The organism is Collinsella sp. AK_207A (assembly GCF_902501965.1).
Classification (GTDB): Bacteria; Actinomycetota; Coriobacteriia; order Coriobacteriales; family Coriobacteriaceae; genus Collinsella.
Map to the genome: position 1 here is coordinate 440,030 of NZ_CABWID010000010.1, position 14,877 is coordinate 454,906.

At 62.0% G+C, this 14,877-nt stretch carries 16 protein-coding genes; 10 read left to right on the forward strand and 6 right to left on the reverse strand.

Annotated features, from left to right (window positions below):
* Window positions 1-4 precede the first annotated feature (4 nt).
* Window positions 5-1,789: a thiol reductant ABC exporter subunit CydC gene (cydC, locus tag GDJ97_RS03325; RefSeq protein WP_193221294.1), complete on the forward strand. Its 1,785-nt coding sequence runs from the start codon at window positions 5-7 to the stop codon at window positions 1,787-1,789.
* An 83-nt stretch (window positions 1,790-1,872) separates the two neighbouring features.
* Here cydC and GDJ97_RS03330 read toward each other — a convergent pair whose 3' ends face one another.
* The gene (locus tag GDJ97_RS03330) at window positions 1,873-2,529 is read right to left on the reverse strand and encodes a VTT domain-containing protein (RefSeq protein WP_152069781.1); all 657 of its coding nucleotides are present in this window, start codon (window positions 2,527-2,529) and stop codon (window positions 1,873-1,875) included.
* Between the two features lie 317 nt (window positions 2,530-2,846).
* On the opposite strand from GDJ97_RS03330, the gene cysE reads away from it, so the two are divergent.
* The 6 genes from cysE (at window position 2,847) to GDJ97_RS03360 (ending at window position 9,452) form a co-directional block, all read left to right on the forward strand.
* Window positions 2,847-3,548, forward strand: a complete 702-nt coding sequence (cysE, locus tag GDJ97_RS03335; protein ID WP_152069782.1) for a serine O-acetyltransferase — start codon at window positions 2,847-2,849, stop codon at window positions 3,546-3,548.
* A gap of 106 nt (window positions 3,549-3,654) precedes the next feature.
* A complete protein-coding gene (locus GDJ97_RS03340) occupies window positions 3,655-4,698 on the forward strand; it encodes a branched-chain amino acid aminotransferase (protein ID WP_152069783.1) in 1,044 nt (347 codons plus the stop codon).
* 290 nt (window positions 4,699-4,988) lie between these two features.
* The gene (locus GDJ97_RS03345; protein WP_152069784.1) at window positions 4,989-6,659 is read left to right on the forward strand and encodes an InlB B-repeat-containing protein; all 1,671 of its coding nucleotides are present in this window, start codon (window positions 4,989-4,991) and stop codon (window positions 6,657-6,659) included.
* A 346-nt stretch (window positions 6,660-7,005) separates the two neighbouring features.
* A complete protein-coding gene (locus GDJ97_RS03350) occupies window positions 7,006-7,878 on the forward strand; it encodes an amino acid ABC transporter substrate-binding protein (RefSeq protein ID WP_152069785.1) in 873 nt (290 codons plus the stop codon).
* A 75-nt stretch (window positions 7,879-7,953) separates the two neighbouring features.
* Window positions 7,954-8,607 carry an amino acid ABC transporter permease gene (locus tag GDJ97_RS03355; protein WP_152069786.1) on the forward strand — a complete coding sequence of 218 codons (654 nt, stop codon included), beginning with the start codon at window positions 7,954-7,956 and terminating at the stop codon, window positions 8,605-8,607.
* Window positions 8,608-8,666: 59 nt separating this feature from the next.
* A complete protein-coding gene (locus GDJ97_RS03360; protein WP_152069787.1) occupies window positions 8,667-9,452 on the forward strand; it encodes an amino acid ABC transporter ATP-binding protein in 786 nt (261 codons plus the stop codon).
* Between the two features lie 49 nt (window positions 9,453-9,501).
* Here the strand turns inward: GDJ97_RS03360 and GDJ97_RS09335 are convergent, their stop codons facing one another.
* Window positions 9,502-9,849 carry a hypothetical protein gene (locus GDJ97_RS09335; protein WP_193221295.1) on the reverse strand — a complete coding sequence of 116 codons (348 nt, stop codon included), beginning with the start codon at window positions 9,847-9,849 and terminating at the stop codon, window positions 9,502-9,504.
* 16 nt (window positions 9,850-9,865) lie between these two features.
* Between GDJ97_RS09335 and GDJ97_RS03365 the strand changes: the two genes are divergently transcribed.
* The 3 genes from GDJ97_RS03365 (at window position 9,866) to GDJ97_RS03375 (ending at window position 11,766) form a co-directional block, all read left to right on the forward strand.
* On the forward strand, window positions 9,866-10,402 hold the full coding sequence (locus tag GDJ97_RS03365; protein WP_152069788.1) for a PTS glucose transporter subunit IIA: 537 nt from the start codon (window positions 9,866-9,868) through the stop codon (window positions 10,400-10,402).
* Between the two features lie 107 nt (window positions 10,403-10,509).
* Window positions 10,510-11,196 carry an orotate phosphoribosyltransferase gene (gene pyrE, locus GDJ97_RS03370; RefSeq protein ID WP_152069789.1) on the forward strand — a complete coding sequence of 229 codons (687 nt, stop codon included), beginning with the start codon at window positions 10,510-10,512 and terminating at the stop codon, window positions 11,194-11,196.
* 9 nt (window positions 11,197-11,205) lie between these two features.
* Window positions 11,206-11,766, forward strand: a complete 561-nt coding sequence (locus tag GDJ97_RS03375) for a DUF5105 domain-containing protein (RefSeq protein WP_152069790.1) — start codon at window positions 11,206-11,208, stop codon at window positions 11,764-11,766.
* A gap of 78 nt (window positions 11,767-11,844) precedes the next feature.
* Here the strand turns inward: GDJ97_RS03375 and GDJ97_RS03380 are convergent, their stop codons facing one another.
* The 4 genes from GDJ97_RS03380 to hypE form a co-directional block, all read right to left on the reverse strand.
* Complete coding sequence (locus tag GDJ97_RS03380) at window positions 11,845-12,093, reverse strand: helix-turn-helix transcriptional regulator (protein WP_152069791.1); 249 nt, start codon at window positions 12,091-12,093, stop codon at window positions 11,845-11,847.
* 12 nt (window positions 12,094-12,105) lie between these two features.
* The gene (locus tag GDJ97_RS03385; RefSeq protein ID WP_152069792.1) at window positions 12,106-12,576 is read right to left on the reverse strand and encodes a hypothetical protein; all 471 of its coding nucleotides are present in this window, start codon (window positions 12,574-12,576) and stop codon (window positions 12,106-12,108) included.
* A 301-nt stretch (window positions 12,577-12,877) separates the two neighbouring features.
* Window positions 12,878-13,537, reverse strand: coding sequence for an HAD family hydrolase (locus GDJ97_RS03390; protein ID WP_152069793.1), 660 nt, complete (start codon window positions 13,535-13,537; stop codon window positions 12,878-12,880).
* A 257-nt stretch (window positions 13,538-13,794) separates the two neighbouring features.
* On the reverse strand, window positions 13,795-14,814 hold the full coding sequence (gene hypE / locus GDJ97_RS03395) for a hydrogenase expression/formation protein HypE (protein WP_152069794.1): 1,020 nt from the start codon (window positions 14,812-14,814) through the stop codon (window positions 13,795-13,797).
* Between the last annotated feature and the right edge of the window lie 63 nt (window positions 14,815-14,877).

The following is a 14,877-nucleotide window of genomic DNA, read 5'->3' on the forward strand; positions in this document are numbered from 1 at the left end:
CTGCATGTTGCGGCAGGATCGCTGGGTGGCGCCCTATTTTCGCCGATATCGTTGGGTTTTGGCCCTCGCCCTGGGGCTCGGCGTGCTCGCTTCGGTGCTCGCGTGCCTGCTCATGTTCATCTCGGGATGGCTCATCGGTGCCGCCGCGCGCATGCCCGAGAGCATCTTCTCGCTCATGGTACCCATCGCGCTCGTGCAGGTGGTGGGCATCGGCAAGCCGATCGTGGCGTATGTGGAGCGGCTCGCGAGCCATGATTGGGCGCTGCGCATGACGAGCTCGCTGCGCCGTCGGCTCTTTCTCGCCATGGAGCGGCTGACTGATACGAGGAACTCGGCAGCTGAGGGCGCGGCCAGCGGAGCCATGGGCGCAGGAGACGCGCTCGCGCTGCTGAACGAGGACGTCGCCCACGTCCAGAACCTGTATCTGCGTGTGGTGTTCCCCATCGTGATCGCGTGGGCCACCGCCTTGCTCGCCGTCTTGGCGCTTGGGACCGCGGACGCGCTCTATGCGGCGTGGATGGCGCTTGAGCTCTTTGTGGTTGCCGCCGTGCTACCTGCGGTGTCGCTCGCGGCGGGCGCAGCCGCGCGCATGCGCCGGAAGCAGGCGACCACTGCGTTCTACCAGAGCCTGACCGACGCGGTCCTGGGCGCGGCGGACGTTGCCTTTGCCGGACGCGGTGCGGATGTGCTGGCGCGCTTCGACCGTCAGGCGGGGGCCGTGGCGGCGGAGGATCGACGGCTGGCGCGGATCGACCGCGTGCAAGGGATCGTCGTCCGCGCAATGCTGGCCGTGGCCGCTGTGAGCTTGGTGGCCTGGTCCTCTCGCGCGCTCTCCTCCCAGGGGGATGCCATTCTGGCCGCGGTGCTCTGCTTCTTTCCGCTGGCAGAGATCGTAACGCCCGTATCGGATGCCGCGGAGTTGCTGCCGGAGCACACGGTTGCGATCGAGCGGTTGAACGCGTTGGACGATGGCGAAGCGGAGACCGGGGACAGCGCGGGCGTTGCGGCCGGCGCATCGACCGGCAAAGTCTCGCGGGCAAGCGCCCCAGCGTCTGCCACACCCGCCGTGTGCTTTGACCATGTGACGCTCACGCGCCCGGGCGCCCCCCAGCCGACTATCGAGAACCTGACCTTCCAGATTGAGGCGGGCCAGAAGATGGCGCTTCTGGGGCGAAGCGGCGCAGGCAAGTCAACCTTGCTCGCGCTGATTCGCGGAGACCTGATGCCGAGCAGCGGTTCGGTGCTGCTAGCGGGGTGCCCGCATCCCGGTACCGACGCCGTACATGGCCTCGTGGGTGTGATCGGGCAGAACCCGCATGTCTTCAATACCACCGTGCTCGACAATCTGCGCATCGCCAAACCGGATGCCACGGAGGACCAGGCCCTCGAGGTGCTCGACCGGATAGGACTGCTGCCGCGCGTGCAGCGATTCCCCCGCGGCCTTCTGAGCGTGGTGGGCGAGGAGGGCCGCCAGCTCTCAGGTGGAGAACGGCATCGTCTCGCCCTGGCGCGCATCCTACTGGCCGATACGCCGCTGGTGCTGCTCGATGAACCCTTTGCGGGCTTGGATCCCGCCACGGAGCGCGCGGTGTTCGACGCGATGATGGGGGCCCTGGCGGGGCGCACGGTCATCATGGCGACGCACCACTTGCAAGGGGTCGAACGCATGGACCGTGTGGCGTTTCTGGAGAACGGCGGCTTTGTCTTGGACGGCTCGCCGGCCGAGCTCGGCGAAACGAGCGAGCGGTATCGCAGGCTCCTTGCTGCCGACCGCGGAGACCTTGCCTAGACGATTCCCCAAGGCAAGTTGGCACGAAAAAGGGCGCTTCTCCTGAAGCGCCCTGACATGACTCTATGGAGCAAGCGCCCCAGCTACGCAGCCTGCTTCTTACCGAACTTCGCGCGCAGCAGGCCGACGGCAGTGGGAATCACGCTGACGAGCACGATGCCCACGATCAGCAGCTCAAAGTGCTCCTGCACCACGGGGATGCCGCCAAAGAAGTAGCCGAGCAGTACAAAGCCCGTGGACCAGGTGACGCCGCCCAGGATGTTGAAGAGCACGAAGCTGTGCCACTTCATGCCGCCCACACCGGCCAGGAACGGCACGAACGTGCGGATGAACGGAAAGAAGCGGCCGAGGAAGATGGCGAGGTGCCCCCACTTGTCCAGGAAGGCCTCGGACTTGGCGATGCGCTCCGGGGTCATCGCCTTGATCTTACCCGACGCGATGATGCGCTTGCCAAAGAAGTGGCCGATGAAGAAGTTGCACTGGTCGCCCACCACCGCGGCCATCCACACGAGCAGCAGCAGGTGGATGATGTCCAGGCCGCTTGCGGGCTCATGCGCAAAGAAGCCGGCGGCGAACAGGAGGGAGTCGCCCGGCAGGAAGGGCATGAAGACCACGCCGGTCTCGATGAAGATGATCAAGAAGATGAAGCCGTAGGCATATGCCGGGCCCATGGCGATCCAGCCGGCGATCGCCGTGCGCGGGTCGCGCAGCAGCTCCATGAGGAAGTTGATGAAACCCATGAAAGAACTCCAAGCGTGAGGGCCGGGGGTATTCCGGCTCGTACATCGGCAAAAAACCAGTATAGGGGATGCCGACGGCGGACATGTGGGCGTGAGGTGTGGGGTTGACGGCGGAAAACACCGCACAATCGAATGGGTAAAACAAAAAAGCCAAAATACTCGTTCGATAGCGCGGTGTTTGCGGGCGCGGCCAGCTGAATCTGGCTGCAAGTAGTCCCATCCGACCGCAGCTCGTCATAAGTCCTACCAATTCACTAGACTTTAACGTGCCGCGGGCATACCATAGGTGCCCATGGCCAACGAGAGGGGAGGCCTCGATGAGCTTCATCAGCACCATACGTGAGGATATCGCTACCGTGAAGCGGAGCGATCCTGCTGCTCAGACGGGGTTTGTCATCTTTCTCTCGTACCCTGGCCTCCATGCCAAGTGGGCGCACACGCCCGAGCACTGGCTCTGGACCCATGGGCATCACAGCTTGGCGCGCGTGCTCTCGCAGATCACCCGCTTCATGACGGGTGTCGAGATTCACCCGGCCGCGGAGCTGGGGCGCCGTCTCTTCATCGACCATGCCATGGGCGTCGTTATTGGAGAGACCACCATTCTGGGCGATGACTGCGTGCTCTACCAGGGCGTTACCCTGGGTGGCACCGGCAACGAGACGGGCAAGCGCCATCCCACGCTCGGCAACAACGTCACGGTGGGTACGGGTGCCAAGGTGCTCGGCAACATCCATATCGGCAGCAACGTCAAGATCGGCGGCAATTCCGTGGTGGTCAAGGACGTGCCGGATAACTGCACCGTGGTGGGCGTGCCGGGACGCATCGTGCGCCGCAACGGCTGCCGCGTGATGGAGGCCGATGCCGACGCGCGCTGCCATCGCGAGTACCTGCCCGATCCCGGCGAGGAGGCGAGCGCCCTCAACCGCGAGAACATCGCCATCAACCAGCGTCGCATTCACGAGCTCGAGAAGCAGGTACGCGAGCTCACCGAAATGGTGCGCAAGCTGTCCGGAGAATAACTTCCCCGCTGTCCTCACTTCGCCGTAACAAAGTGGATACAAAACTCTCGGTCAATGGGAGTAGAATCACGCGTTACACCGGTCGTTTGCATGGAAAGGAACGAGCATGAGCGTCGAGAAGAAGGACATCGACTGGGGCAATCTGAGCTTTGCCTACCAGTCCACGGACTATAGCTACGTGTGCGATTGGAAGGACGGCGAGTGGGGCGAGGGTCATCTCACCACCGACCACGAGCTGCATCTTTCCGAGTGCGCCGGCATCTTCCACTACTGCCAGGAGGTCTTTGAGGGCCTGAAGGCGTACACCACCGAGAACGGCGACATCGTGTGCTTCCGCCCGGACATGAATGCTGAGCGCATGTACAACTCCGCCCAGCGCCTGGAGATGCCGCCCTTCCCGAAGGACAAGTTCGTGGAGGCCGTCAAGCAGGTCGTTGCCGCCAACGCCGCATGGGTGCCGCCCTTCGGCTCCGGTGCCACGCTTTACGTGCGCCCGTTCATGATCGGCTCCGGCGAGGTCATCGGCGTGGCCCCGGCTCCCGAGTATCACTTCCACATCCTCGTGACGCCGGTCGGCCCGTACTTCAAGGGCGGTCTTAAGCCCATCAAGCTCTGCATCTCCAAGTACGACCGCGCCGCGCCCCACGGCACCGGCAACATCAAGGCCGGCCTGAACTACGCCATGAGCCTCAAGCCCACCATGGAGGCCCATCGCGCCGGCTATGCCGAGAACCTGTACCTGGACTCCGAGTCCCGCACCTACGTTGAGGAGACCGGCGGCGCCAACGTGCTGTTCGTCACCGAGGACGGCACGCTCGTGGTTCCGCAGAGCCACACTGACTCCATCCTGCCCTCCATCACGCGTCGCAGCCTGGTGCAGGTGGCCGAGGACCTGGGCATGACCGTTGACCAGCGCCCCGTCACCTGGGCCGAGGTCGAGAGTGGCAAGTTCGTGGAGTGTGGCCTGTGCGGTACTGCGGCCGTCATCTCCCCCGTGGGCGAGATCCACGACGGCGAGGAGGTCGTCTCCTTCCCGGCCGGCCACGACGAGATGGGTCCGGTCATGAAGAAGCTCCGCGAGACGCTCACCGGCATTCAGGACGGTGCGCTCGAGGACAAGCACGACTGGGTCTTCAAGATCGAGGCCTAGGTTCAAGCTGGCTAGAGCTACATGCGCATGTGAAGCGGCGGTCCTGCGGGGCCGCCGCTTTTTGTTGGAGCGCTTGGCGAGCTGGTTTCAGAGCCACGCAATCTGACGAGCCGAGCACTTGTAAGATGTTTCGCTCACCTTGGGAACCCGGCCTCTGGTCGGGTTCCTTTGTGTTTGCGGCTCTTCTATGCCATACTTGTGCGTATCCCAAGTGGGTCTGACGTAATCGAACTCGAAACGCACCATGCTCCAACGGCATTGCTGTTGAGTCAGAACTTGGAGGTACCAATATGGGTTCGCCCCTACCCCGTCCCGTTGCACAGCGCGCCGTTGTCGCCGGCTTGACTGCCGCCCTGGCTTTTGGCTCGATCGCGGCTCCGCTGCTCTCTGCTCCTACGGCCGCGTATGCTGCCTCCGGGCTTTCCGCCGTCTCGCTCTCCGACGAGATGAAGTACTTCACAAAGTATGAGAGCGGCAAGAACTATCGCCAGGGCTTCAGCTCGGGCGATGGGTACAACGCGCTCGGCTATTACCAGTTCGACCGGCGTTTCTCGCTGGGCTCGTTCATCGAGCAGGCCTATGCGTACAACCCCACCAAGTACGCCGCGCTCAAAGAGATCGCGCAGAATTCCGGCAAGCTCAAGACCGAGCAGATCGCCAGTAGCGGTAAGCTGACCGACTACGGCCAACGGGTGCAGGATGCCTGGTACGCGGCGTACGACGCCGATCCGGCCGAGTTCTCCGCGCTGCAGGATTCGTATGCGTACAACACGTACTACCTGCCCGTTCAACGCGTGTTGCTGAACGGCTACGGGGTGGATATCAGCGACCGCGCCGACTGCGTGAAGGGTCTCGCCTGGAGTCTGTGCAACTGGTTGGGCCAGGGCGGCGTTCGCGCGTTCTTCGACTGGGCGAAGGCGGACAGCGGCCTTTCGGACAATATGACCGATCGCGAGCTGGTAAACGCGCTATGCGATGCGGTGGTCAACCACATCAAGGATTACTCCAGCCAGAGCCAGTACTATGCGGGTTGGATCACCCGGTACGGCACGAACGAGCGCAATGTCTGCCTTGCGTACATCGCTGAGGACGAGCAGCTGGCAGCGGGGAGCGGTTCGGCCACGACGACGCCGCCGGAGACCGGTGGCTCGGATGCCGCGGGCGACTCGACTGTGGATTCCGGTGTTGGTGACGGTTCGGCGGGTTCGGGTGACGCCGCGGATAATAACGCGGGCGCCACGACCACTCCTGATACAGGGGCTACGACCGCGCCCGATGTTGATGCCGGTGCCGATGCCGGCGATGGCTCGCTGACCGGTGGGGCTGCCAAGCCGGAGACCTCGGATGATGCGGCGACGGACGATGCCGGAAGCGCTGGGGATACGGGCGCGGACGGCACGACGTCGGATTCCGCTGGCAACCAGGGCGGGTCGACCGATGGTTCTACCAGCTCACATGGTGCTGACAACGCCGCTGGTGATCAGACCACCGATACCGGTACGACTGACAATGCCGGTGCGCAGGACGGTTCTTCCACGGTCAACGACGCGACGGGTGGCACGCAAGCCGGCGCGAGCGCCGACGGAGGTGCTTCCACAGCCCCGGCCGAGGAGCCCACGGTTACCTTTACAGTCAAGGGCAAGGCATACAAGGCGGTCCAGGCCAAAGACGGCAAGGTCACCAGTATCGTCGCACCTCAGTATCAGGGTTACAGCTTTGCGGGCTGGTATCTCAACGGTGAACGCTACTGCGGCGAGAACAAGGAGATCTCGGTTTCCTCCGACACTGAGCTGATCGCGTTCTACCGCAAGGACGACGCCGCTCCTACGTCGCAGCCGGATGGTCTGCCGCAGACGGGCGATAACAGCGCCATCATCTCCATGGGTGCGATCGGCCTGACGGTTGCGGGGACGTCCGTTGCCATGCTTGGCGTGCAGCGTCGTCGCGAGGCGCAGATCTAGTTTTGTTTGGTGGTCCGGGTGGGGTTTTCACGCCCCACCCGGCATGGCGCCTAAAACTATCCGATACTTTATGGCTTTCGGTCTGCTGGGTAAAAAGTAAAGCGATACTTTATGACTTATTGCAGGTCCCGCAAGTAGCGGCGCGCATGCACTCATTGTTTACCCAGGTAAAAGCCATCTCACAAAACTTGTTCGTTTGGCATCGTGGAGAAAACCGATAAACTATCACCTTGCTTTCCCTCGGAATAGTGAAAACCAATAAAGTACTGGGTTTTTCTTGCGTCCAGTACTTTAGTAAAGTAAAGTAATCTGCGCACGAGGAAGAATGCACGGGAAAGGGAACCCCATGAAGAAGAAAAAGCGCCTTTTTGCACCCTTGGCCGCTGCCGCGGCCGCTCTGGTGCTGACCTTGGGCCTCGCGGCGTGTGGCGGTCAGTCCGCGAGCACCGGTCAAACCGCCGGCTCTGCTGCCGGTTCCGCCGCTACTGAATCGAGTGCCTCCGCTGTCGCCACGGGCAAGCTGGTCGTTGGCTTTGACCAGGCGTACCCGCCCTACGGCTTTGTTGGCGATGACGGCGAGTTCACGGGCTTCGACCTGGACCTTGCCAAGGCTGTGGCTGACAAGCTGGGCTGGAAGGTCGAGTACCAGGCCATTGACTGGGACGCCAAGGACACCCTGCTCAACTCCGGTGCCATCAACTGCATCTGGAACGGTTTCACCATGGAGGGCCGCGAGGACGGTTATACCTTCTCTGATCCGTATATGCTAAACGAGCAGGTCATTGTGGTGAAGAAGGATTCTGGTATCAAGAGCTTCAGCAATCTTTACGGTAAGAACGTCATCACCCAGGCGGATTCCGCCGCACAGGACGTGCTCAAGGGCGATCAGTCCGCGCTGGCCGGCACCTTTGCCGCGCTGGAGACCCGTCCGGATTACAACACGGCCTTCGCCGAGCTCGAGAGCGGCGCAACGGATGCCGTGGCCTGCGATCTCTCCATTGCCCAGTACCAGATCTCGGCGAACCCCGACAAGTACGAGCAGCTCGAGGAGCCGCTGTCCTCCGAGCACTATGCGGTCGGCTTCAAGAAGGGCGACACCGAGACCGCCAAGGAGGTCACCCAGGCTCTGAAGGAGCTGTACCAGGACGGCACCGTCAAGACGCTGTGCGAGAAGTACGCCGACTACGGCCTGTCCTTCGATAACTGGGTGCTGAAGTAACCCACCTGCGTTCGATGGAATAGCCCCAAGCACCGTTGATCTGTTTGGGGCTATTTCGCGTTTGGAAGAGATGTCATGACATTCAACACGATGCTGGGGATGCTGGGCGGGGGCTTTGTCACCAGCCTGCAGATTTTTGTCTTTACGCTGCTGGGCGCTCTGCCGCTGGGCGTGCCGGTTGCGCTTGCTCGCATGAGCCGCTTGGCCCCGCTGCGGTGGCTCGCGCGCATCTACATCTCCGTCATGCGCGGCACGCCGCTCATGCTGCAGATGTTCGCCATCTACTTTGCCCCGTACTATGTGTTCGGCATCCAGCTCACACCGGATTCCAAGTGGCAGGCGTGCGTTGTGGCGTTCATCATCAACTACGCGGGTTATTTCGCCGAGATCTACCGTTCGGGCATTCAGTCCATCCCGCGCGGCCAGTACGAGGCGGCCGAGGTGCTGGGTTACTCGCGGTTCCAGACGTTCGTGCGGATTATTCTGCCGCAGGTGGTCAAGCGCATCATGCCGGCACTCGGCAACGAGGTTATCACGCTGGTGAAGGATACGTCGCTGGCGTTCTCGATCGGCGTGGCCGAGATGTTCTCCACGGCCAAGGCGCTGGTGGCATCGCAGCGCAACATGGTGCCGTTCGCCATCGCGGCAGCGATCTACTGGGTGTTCAACTTTCTGGTGGAGCTCGTGATGGGCCGCATCGAGAAGAAACTCGACTACTACCACGACTAGCCGACGAGGCCGACGATACTCTCGCCCTGAGCAATCTGTTCCATCATGAGGAGTTCAGCATGTCCGAGAATACAAATCCCGTTGTAACACTGGAGCATGGCCGCAAGGCGTTCGGCTCCAACGAGGTACTGCGCGATATCTCGCTTGCCGTGCAGCCGGGTGAGGTCGTGGCGGTGATTGGTCCCTCGGGCGGTGGCAAGTCGACGCTGCTTCGTTGCCTGACACTTCTGGAGCAGCTGGATGACGGTGAGCTCTCCTATGGCGATGTTCGGGTCGCCGGACATGGCGACAGCGCGGTGGGCGGTCGCTTTGAGTACGCGTCTAAGTCCGCGCTCGCGCAGGCGCGCCAGCGTTTTGGCCTGGTGTTCCAGCAGTTCAATCTGTTCCCGCATATGACGGTGCTGCAGAACGTGATGGATGCGCCCCTGGTGGTGCAGAAGCGTTCGCGCAGCGAGGTGGAGGAGCAGGCGCGTGCGCTCATCGCCAAGATGGGCCTTGCCGGCAACGAGGACAAGGTGCCCTGCCAGCTTTCTGGTGGTCAGCAGCAGCGTGCGAGCATCGCCCGTGCGCTCGCGCTCAACCCGGATATCCTGTACTTCGACGAGCCGACCTCCGCGCTCGATCCCGAGCTGACCGGGGAAGTGCTCAAGGTCATGCGCCAGCTGGCAGATGACGGCACCACCATGGTGGTCGTCACGCACGAGATGGCGTTCGCGCGCGACGTGGCGAGCCGCGTAATCTTCATGGACGGCGGGCGCGTGGTGGAGGAGGGGCCTGCGAGCCAGGTCATCAACGAGCCGCGCGAGGAACGCACCCGCGAGTTCCTGGGGAGGTACGCGGGGTAGGCAGGGGTCGGTTCAATCGTCGTCTTGCCATGCGCGATGCGCTCGAAGCTCAGACGGCGGGAAACCCGTCCCGCTCGTTCACGAGCCGGGTAAGCCCTTTGTCGAAGGTGAGAATGCGTCGGCCAGACAGTTCGTGCTCGGCCGCGAGGATGCAGTCAACGAAGTCCTCACTGGTGGACCGGTAGAGCCCCAGCGCGGTACCAGCAACGGCTTTCCGGGAGCAGGTGACTCCATCGAGCAGATCACGGTTTCGTGTCACTCGTTTTAACCCGCCAGGCGGTCGGCTCAACTGTTTTAGCCCCCATGCCTTCAGGTACAATAAAAAAGCTGCCGCGGTAGCGCCCATAATCAGTTGGGAAGCGCGTCGCTGACCGAGGGCCTCGGGACGGCGCGCCATGTGAAGGGAGGGCCCCATGGGCCTGTTCGATACGTTGAAGAAGGTGGCGGGCGGCTCTTCTAAGGCATCGGGCCCGGCATCGGTTCAGGTTTCTGCGGACGAGGACGAGCTGTCGGCCCCCGTGCGCGGCCGCGCCATCGCCCTTGCCGAGGTGCCCGATCCGGTCTTCGCCGGCGGCATGCTCGGTGACGGGTGCGCCATCTGGCCCGAGGACGACCTGATCTACTCTCCTGTAACCGGCGAGGTCACAGTCACCATGGGCCACGCGCTCGGCCTCAAAGGCGATAACGGCACCGAGGTGCTCGTGCACGTGGGCATCGATACCGTTGCCATGCAAGGCGAGGGCTTTGAAGGGCTCGTCGCCAAGGGCGATCGCGTGACGGCGGGCCAGCCAGTGCTCCGCGTCGATCGCGCCAAGATCAAGGCCGCGGGTCATCCTGATTGCGTGGTGCTCGTGGTGAGCAACACGGCCGACTACGCTTCCGTCGGCATGGTCGTGGAGCCCGGGGCAACCGTGGAAGCTGGTCAGCCCGTGCTGCGCGTGCAGCGTTAACCCGACAACGCGCTTACGGGCGCATCGAACCGAATCCCTTTTCCACTGGTTTCCCGTGCCAGGTGCTATGCTGCTCTAAGCAATCGCGCCACGTTGAAGGGAGCCCCATGGAGGCGTACAAGCAGGATTTTATCGATTTCATGGTCGAGTCCGACGTGCTCAAGTTCGGCGAGTTCACACTCAAGAGCGGACGCACCTCGCCGTTCTTTATGAACGCCGGTGCGTATGTGACGGGCAGCCAGCTCAAGCGTCTGGGCGAGTACTACGCTCGCGCCATCCATGACAACTTCGGGCTGGATTTCGATGTGGTCTTTGGCCCTGCGTACAAGGGCATTCCCATCTCCGTGGCTACGGCCATCGCCTTCGACGAGCTCTACGGCAAGGAGGTCCGCTACTGTTCCGACCGCAAGGAGGTCAAGGATCACGGTGCGGACAAGGGCGGCATGCTGGGCTACGAGCTCAAGGACGGCGACCGCGTGGTGATGGTGGAGGATGTGACCACCTCCGGCAAGTCCATCGACGAGACCTACCCCAAGCTTATGGCAGCGGCAAACGTCGAGGTCAAGGGTCTCATTGTCTCCCTCAACCGCATGGAGGTCGGCAAAGGCGGCGTTCATACCGCGCAGCGCGAGGTGCAGGAGAAGTATGGCTTCCCCGTGGCGAGCATCGTCTCCATGGCTGAGGTCACCGAGCGCCTCTACAACCACGAGATCGGCGGTCGCGTGGTGATCGACGACGACATCAAGGCGCGACTCGATGCCTACTACGAGCGCTACGGTGCCAAGGAGGACTAGAGGTCCCGAATGAAGAAGCGGTTTTTTATCGTTACCCTGTTCGCTTGCCTGGCGCTCACGCTGGGACTTACCGCGTGCGGCCAACCGAGTGCGGAGGAGACGATCCGCGAGGGCCTGACTTCGGAGCTCGATGGCCTAAAAGACGATAAGAGCGACGAGTTCGTGCGCGGGCTCGAAGGGGACGCGGCCGACGAGCTCGATCAGCTGGGCATCGACAAGAAGCAGTTCGCTACCGAGTACCTGAAGGGCTTTACCTATCAGATCGGTGACATTGCGGTTGACGAGGACGCCGGCACCGCTTCGGTTAAGGTGACGCTCACCATCAAGTCCATGAACGACGTCATGAACCTGTGGAACGAGGAGTATCAGAAGCGTCTGGCTGACATGGATACCCTGCCTACGGAAGGCGATTTGTACAAATTGGGCGGCGAGCTGATGATGGCTGCCGTCAAGTCCGCGGAGCCCAAGACCACAGACATCGAGCTGACCTGCAAGAAGGACAAAAATGGCTCATGGCAGTTCGACGAGCAGGACTTTGCATCCAAGCTGGTGTCCCTGCTGACATCGTAGGGCTGGACTCCTTATCTACAACAGGCTGGCTCAATGGCGCGGGCCTCTCTCCAATCGAAACCGGGGAGGGGCTTCTCGTTACCGGTTGAGCTGCTTGGTGCCAAACGCATCCGCCATCTCCTCTTCAGACATGATCTCAAGGAGGTCTCCGGGCGTGCAGTCGAGCGCTCGGCAGAGCTGCTCCAACGTGTTAAAACGGATGCCTCTAATATGTCCGTTTTTGATACGCGAAAGGTTGACGGTCGTCGTCCCGATTGCCTCGGCCAATTCGGTTGAGCTGATTTTCCTTTCGCTCATCATCCGATCAAGTCTTACAACGATGGGCATGTACGTGCCTTCCTATATCATTTCCTCAGAATCGAGGAAGAGCTCTTGACCATATCGGAAAAGAAATGAGAGCAGAATAAGAAATACCCCAAGAAACAGGGCCGATGTATCGGGCGCGATACCGCGCAGGAGATCGCCGAACTCGCTGGTTCCAATAAAGCCGAGCTGGGAAATTGCTTCGTGAGCGAGGTGTAGCCCCGCGCCTGTCTTGACGAGGAGCGTTGCTCCCAGCAAAAGCAGGAAGAATGACGTGCTCCTACGAAAGGGGTTGCCACACGACATGCGCTGAAGCAGAGCGACGCAGAGAAGCGCTTGAACAATCTCGAGAATGGCTGACGCGAGAAGTGCACCGTAGAAGGAACGGACGACGCCCATGTCCGGCGATGAGGCCTGGGCTAGATAGGGCGCGATCCTTGTTATGGATTGATAGGCGGCGACAAGGGTGAAAAGGAGGGCAACGACCCAGGTAACGGTACAAAACAATTCGGAAAACCTTCAGCGTACCGTCTCGATTGTCAGCGGACATAGTAACCTCCTTAAAATATTGATTGATGTTATTAACACAATACGTTAACTAAATAATGTCGACAATGGGTTTCACGTGATATCCAAAACTTGAATAAGATGTTAGGAGGAACCGTGGAACACAAGTAATATGCATGGTCGGTCCGACTGGCAGCAATGGCAGGAATTGCACTCATGGTTCTCGCTGCATTCTTTGCCGTCCCGGATGCTGCGAAGGCGGATGAGGTGACGCTGCGCGAGGCAACCACTCAAAGAGGCATTAGCGCTCCGCGATACGAGTGAGCTCTTCTGGGGTGTCGGCGATGAAGTCGGCACCCTCTTTTTCAAGCTCGGGGCGGCCGCGGAAGCCCCAGGAGACGCCTGCTACCTTGAGTCCGGCATTGTGGCCGCACTGCACGTCTACGTTGCTGTCACCCACGTAGAGGGTGGTTTTGGGATCGGCGCTGAGCTGTTCGAGCACATGCAGCGTAATGGGCGCAGCCGGCTTGGGCGGAAAGGCATCGACGCGGCCCTGTACGACGGCGAAGTGGTCGGCGCCAAAGTAGCGCGCAACGAGTGGAACAACAGCAGCGTGGTCCTTGTTGGAAAGGACGGCAAGTGTGAGGCTCGCGCGTTGTAGTTCATCGAGAAGCTCGACGATGCCGGGGTAGGGAGCTGTATGGTCCTCCTTGTGCACGTCGTAGTAAGTGCAGAGCTCGGCGTATGCCTGGTTGAAAAGCGCGCGATTGCTCCGAAGCTCCTCGGGCATGAACCGCTCCACGAGCTTGGGCATGCCGTTCCCCACCTTGAAGCGGTACTCGTCCACCGAGAACGTGGGCCAGCCATGGACCGCGCACACATGGTTGCCGGCTGCGGCTAGGTCCTCCAGCGTGTTGAGCAACGTGCCATCGAGGTCGAAGATCACGGTATCGAAGTGCATGCGAGTATCCCTTTCAGCCCAGTTCTGCCAACGGCCATGGTAGCGCAGCGGTCGGACGGGATGACCTGCGCCCCCGCGCCGATTTCGAGCGAACTGTGAGAAGGGCCCGGAGAAACCCAGGAAAGCGATTCGGTCTCAGGGCACGCAAGAACCACGTGCCCATCCTCGTTTATCGCTTTCCTGCGGTTTCTCCGGGCCCTTCTCCAGTCTCGCGAGAACTGGCGCGGGGTGCAGATCATCCCGTCCGACCGCCGCCACTAGCAAATGCGCGGCAGCTGCTCTCCCACCAGCATGTCGAGGATGCGCGTGGAGCCCCAAGGCGTCCGTACGCGGACCACCGGGTCCCCGGAGACGCTGCCCACGGTGCCGATGATCGCGGCGTTCTCGCCGTATCGGCTACCGTGCATGGCAGAGAGGGCTGCGTCAGCCTCGTCAGCGGGCACCACGGCGACCATCTTGCCCTCGTTGGCCACCTGGAGCACGTCGTAACCGAGCATGTCGCAGGCGCCGCGCACTTCATCGCGCACGGGAACGGCATCTTCCTTGATCTCCATGTTCACGCCACTCGCCGAGGCGAACTCATTCAGCGTGCTCGCCAGGCCGCCGCGCGTGGGGTCGCGGAAGCAGCGGACGTGCGGCGCGGCCTCCATCACGGCGGCAATCAGGTGGTTCAGCGGCGCCGCATCCGTTTCGATGGTGGTGCCGAAGGCCAAGCCTTCGCGCTGACTCATGACCGCGATGCCGTGGTCGCCGAGCGTGCCGGAGACGAGGATGACGTCGCCGGGCTGGCAGTTGGCGCCCGAGAGGTTCACGCCCTCGGGGACTTCGCCAACGCCAGCGGTGTTTATGTACACGCCGTCCGCGCCACCGCGCTCCACTACCTTGGTGTCACCGGTGACGATGCGGACACCCGCCTCGCGCGCGGTCTCGGCCATGGTCGTAACGATGCGGCGCAGGTCGTCCATGGGGTAGCCCTCCTCCAGGATGAACCCGCAGGAGAGGTAGCGCACGTTGGCACCGGAAGTGGCAACGTCGTTGACGGTGCCGCAGATGGCCAGCCGGCCGATGTTGCCGCCGGGGAAGAACTGGGGCGTAACCACAAAGCTGTCGGTGGACATCGCGATGCGGCCGGTAGCGGGCAGGGTGCCCACACCGGCGTCGTTGCCGGCGAGCAGCTCGGGCGAGCCGAAGGCCTCTAGGAAGACATCGTCGATGATGCGCTTCATCATCTGACCGCCGGACCCATGGCCCAACAAGACGGTATCGGAATGTGCCATAATGCGTAGCTCCTTAGCGAAACGCGTGTTGACGTGGACCGGTAGCTCGAGCGGGTGCCGGAT

Coding starts and splice junctions, on each gene's coding strand:
- GDJ97_RS03350 (WP_152069785.1), top strand. CDS start 7,006: ATGAAGAAGAAAAAGCGCCTTTTTGCACCCTTGGCCGCTGCCGCGGCC.
- GDJ97_RS09335 (WP_193221295.1), bottom strand. CDS start 9,849: ATGGCGCGCCGTCCCGAGGCCCTCGGTCAGCGACGCGCTTCCCAACTG.
- GDJ97_RS03380 (WP_152069791.1), bottom strand. CDS start 12,093: ATGCCCATCGTTGTAAGACTTGATCGGATGATGAGCGAAAGGAAAATC.
- GDJ97_RS03340 (WP_152069783.1), top strand. CDS start 3,655: ATGAGCGTCGAGAAGAAGGACATCGACTGGGGCAATCTGAGCTTTGCC.
- cysE (WP_152069782.1), top strand. CDS start 2,847: ATGAGCTTCATCAGCACCATACGTGAGGATATCGCTACCGTGAAGCGG.
- pyrE (WP_152069789.1), top strand. CDS start 10,510: ATGGAGGCGTACAAGCAGGATTTTATCGATTTCATGGTCGAGTCCGAC.
- GDJ97_RS03345 (WP_152069784.1), top strand. CDS start 4,989: ATGGGTTCGCCCCTACCCCGTCCCGTTGCACAGCGCGCCGTTGTCGCC.
- hypE (WP_152069794.1), bottom strand. CDS start 14,814: ATGGCACATTCCGATACCGTCTTGTTGGGCCATGGGTCCGGCGGTCAG.
- GDJ97_RS03330 (WP_152069781.1), bottom strand. CDS start 2,529: ATGGGTTTCATCAACTTCCTCATGGAGCTGCTGCGCGACCCGCGCACG.
- GDJ97_RS03390 (WP_152069793.1), bottom strand. CDS start 13,537: ATGCACTTCGATACCGTGATCTTCGACCTCGATGGCACGTTGCTCAAC.
- cydC (WP_193221294.1), top strand. CDS start 5: ATGTTGCGGCAGGATCGCTGGGTGGCGCCCTATTTTCGCCGATATCGT.
- GDJ97_RS03375 (WP_152069790.1), top strand. CDS start 11,206: ATGAAGAAGCGGTTTTTTATCGTTACCCTGTTCGCTTGCCTGGCGCTC.
- GDJ97_RS03360 (WP_152069787.1), top strand. CDS start 8,667: ATGTCCGAGAATACAAATCCCGTTGTAACACTGGAGCATGGCCGCAAG.
- GDJ97_RS03365 (WP_152069788.1), top strand. CDS start 9,866: ATGGGCCTGTTCGATACGTTGAAGAAGGTGGCGGGCGGCTCTTCTAAG.
- GDJ97_RS03355 (WP_152069786.1), top strand. CDS start 7,954: ATGACATTCAACACGATGCTGGGGATGCTGGGCGGGGGCTTTGTCACC.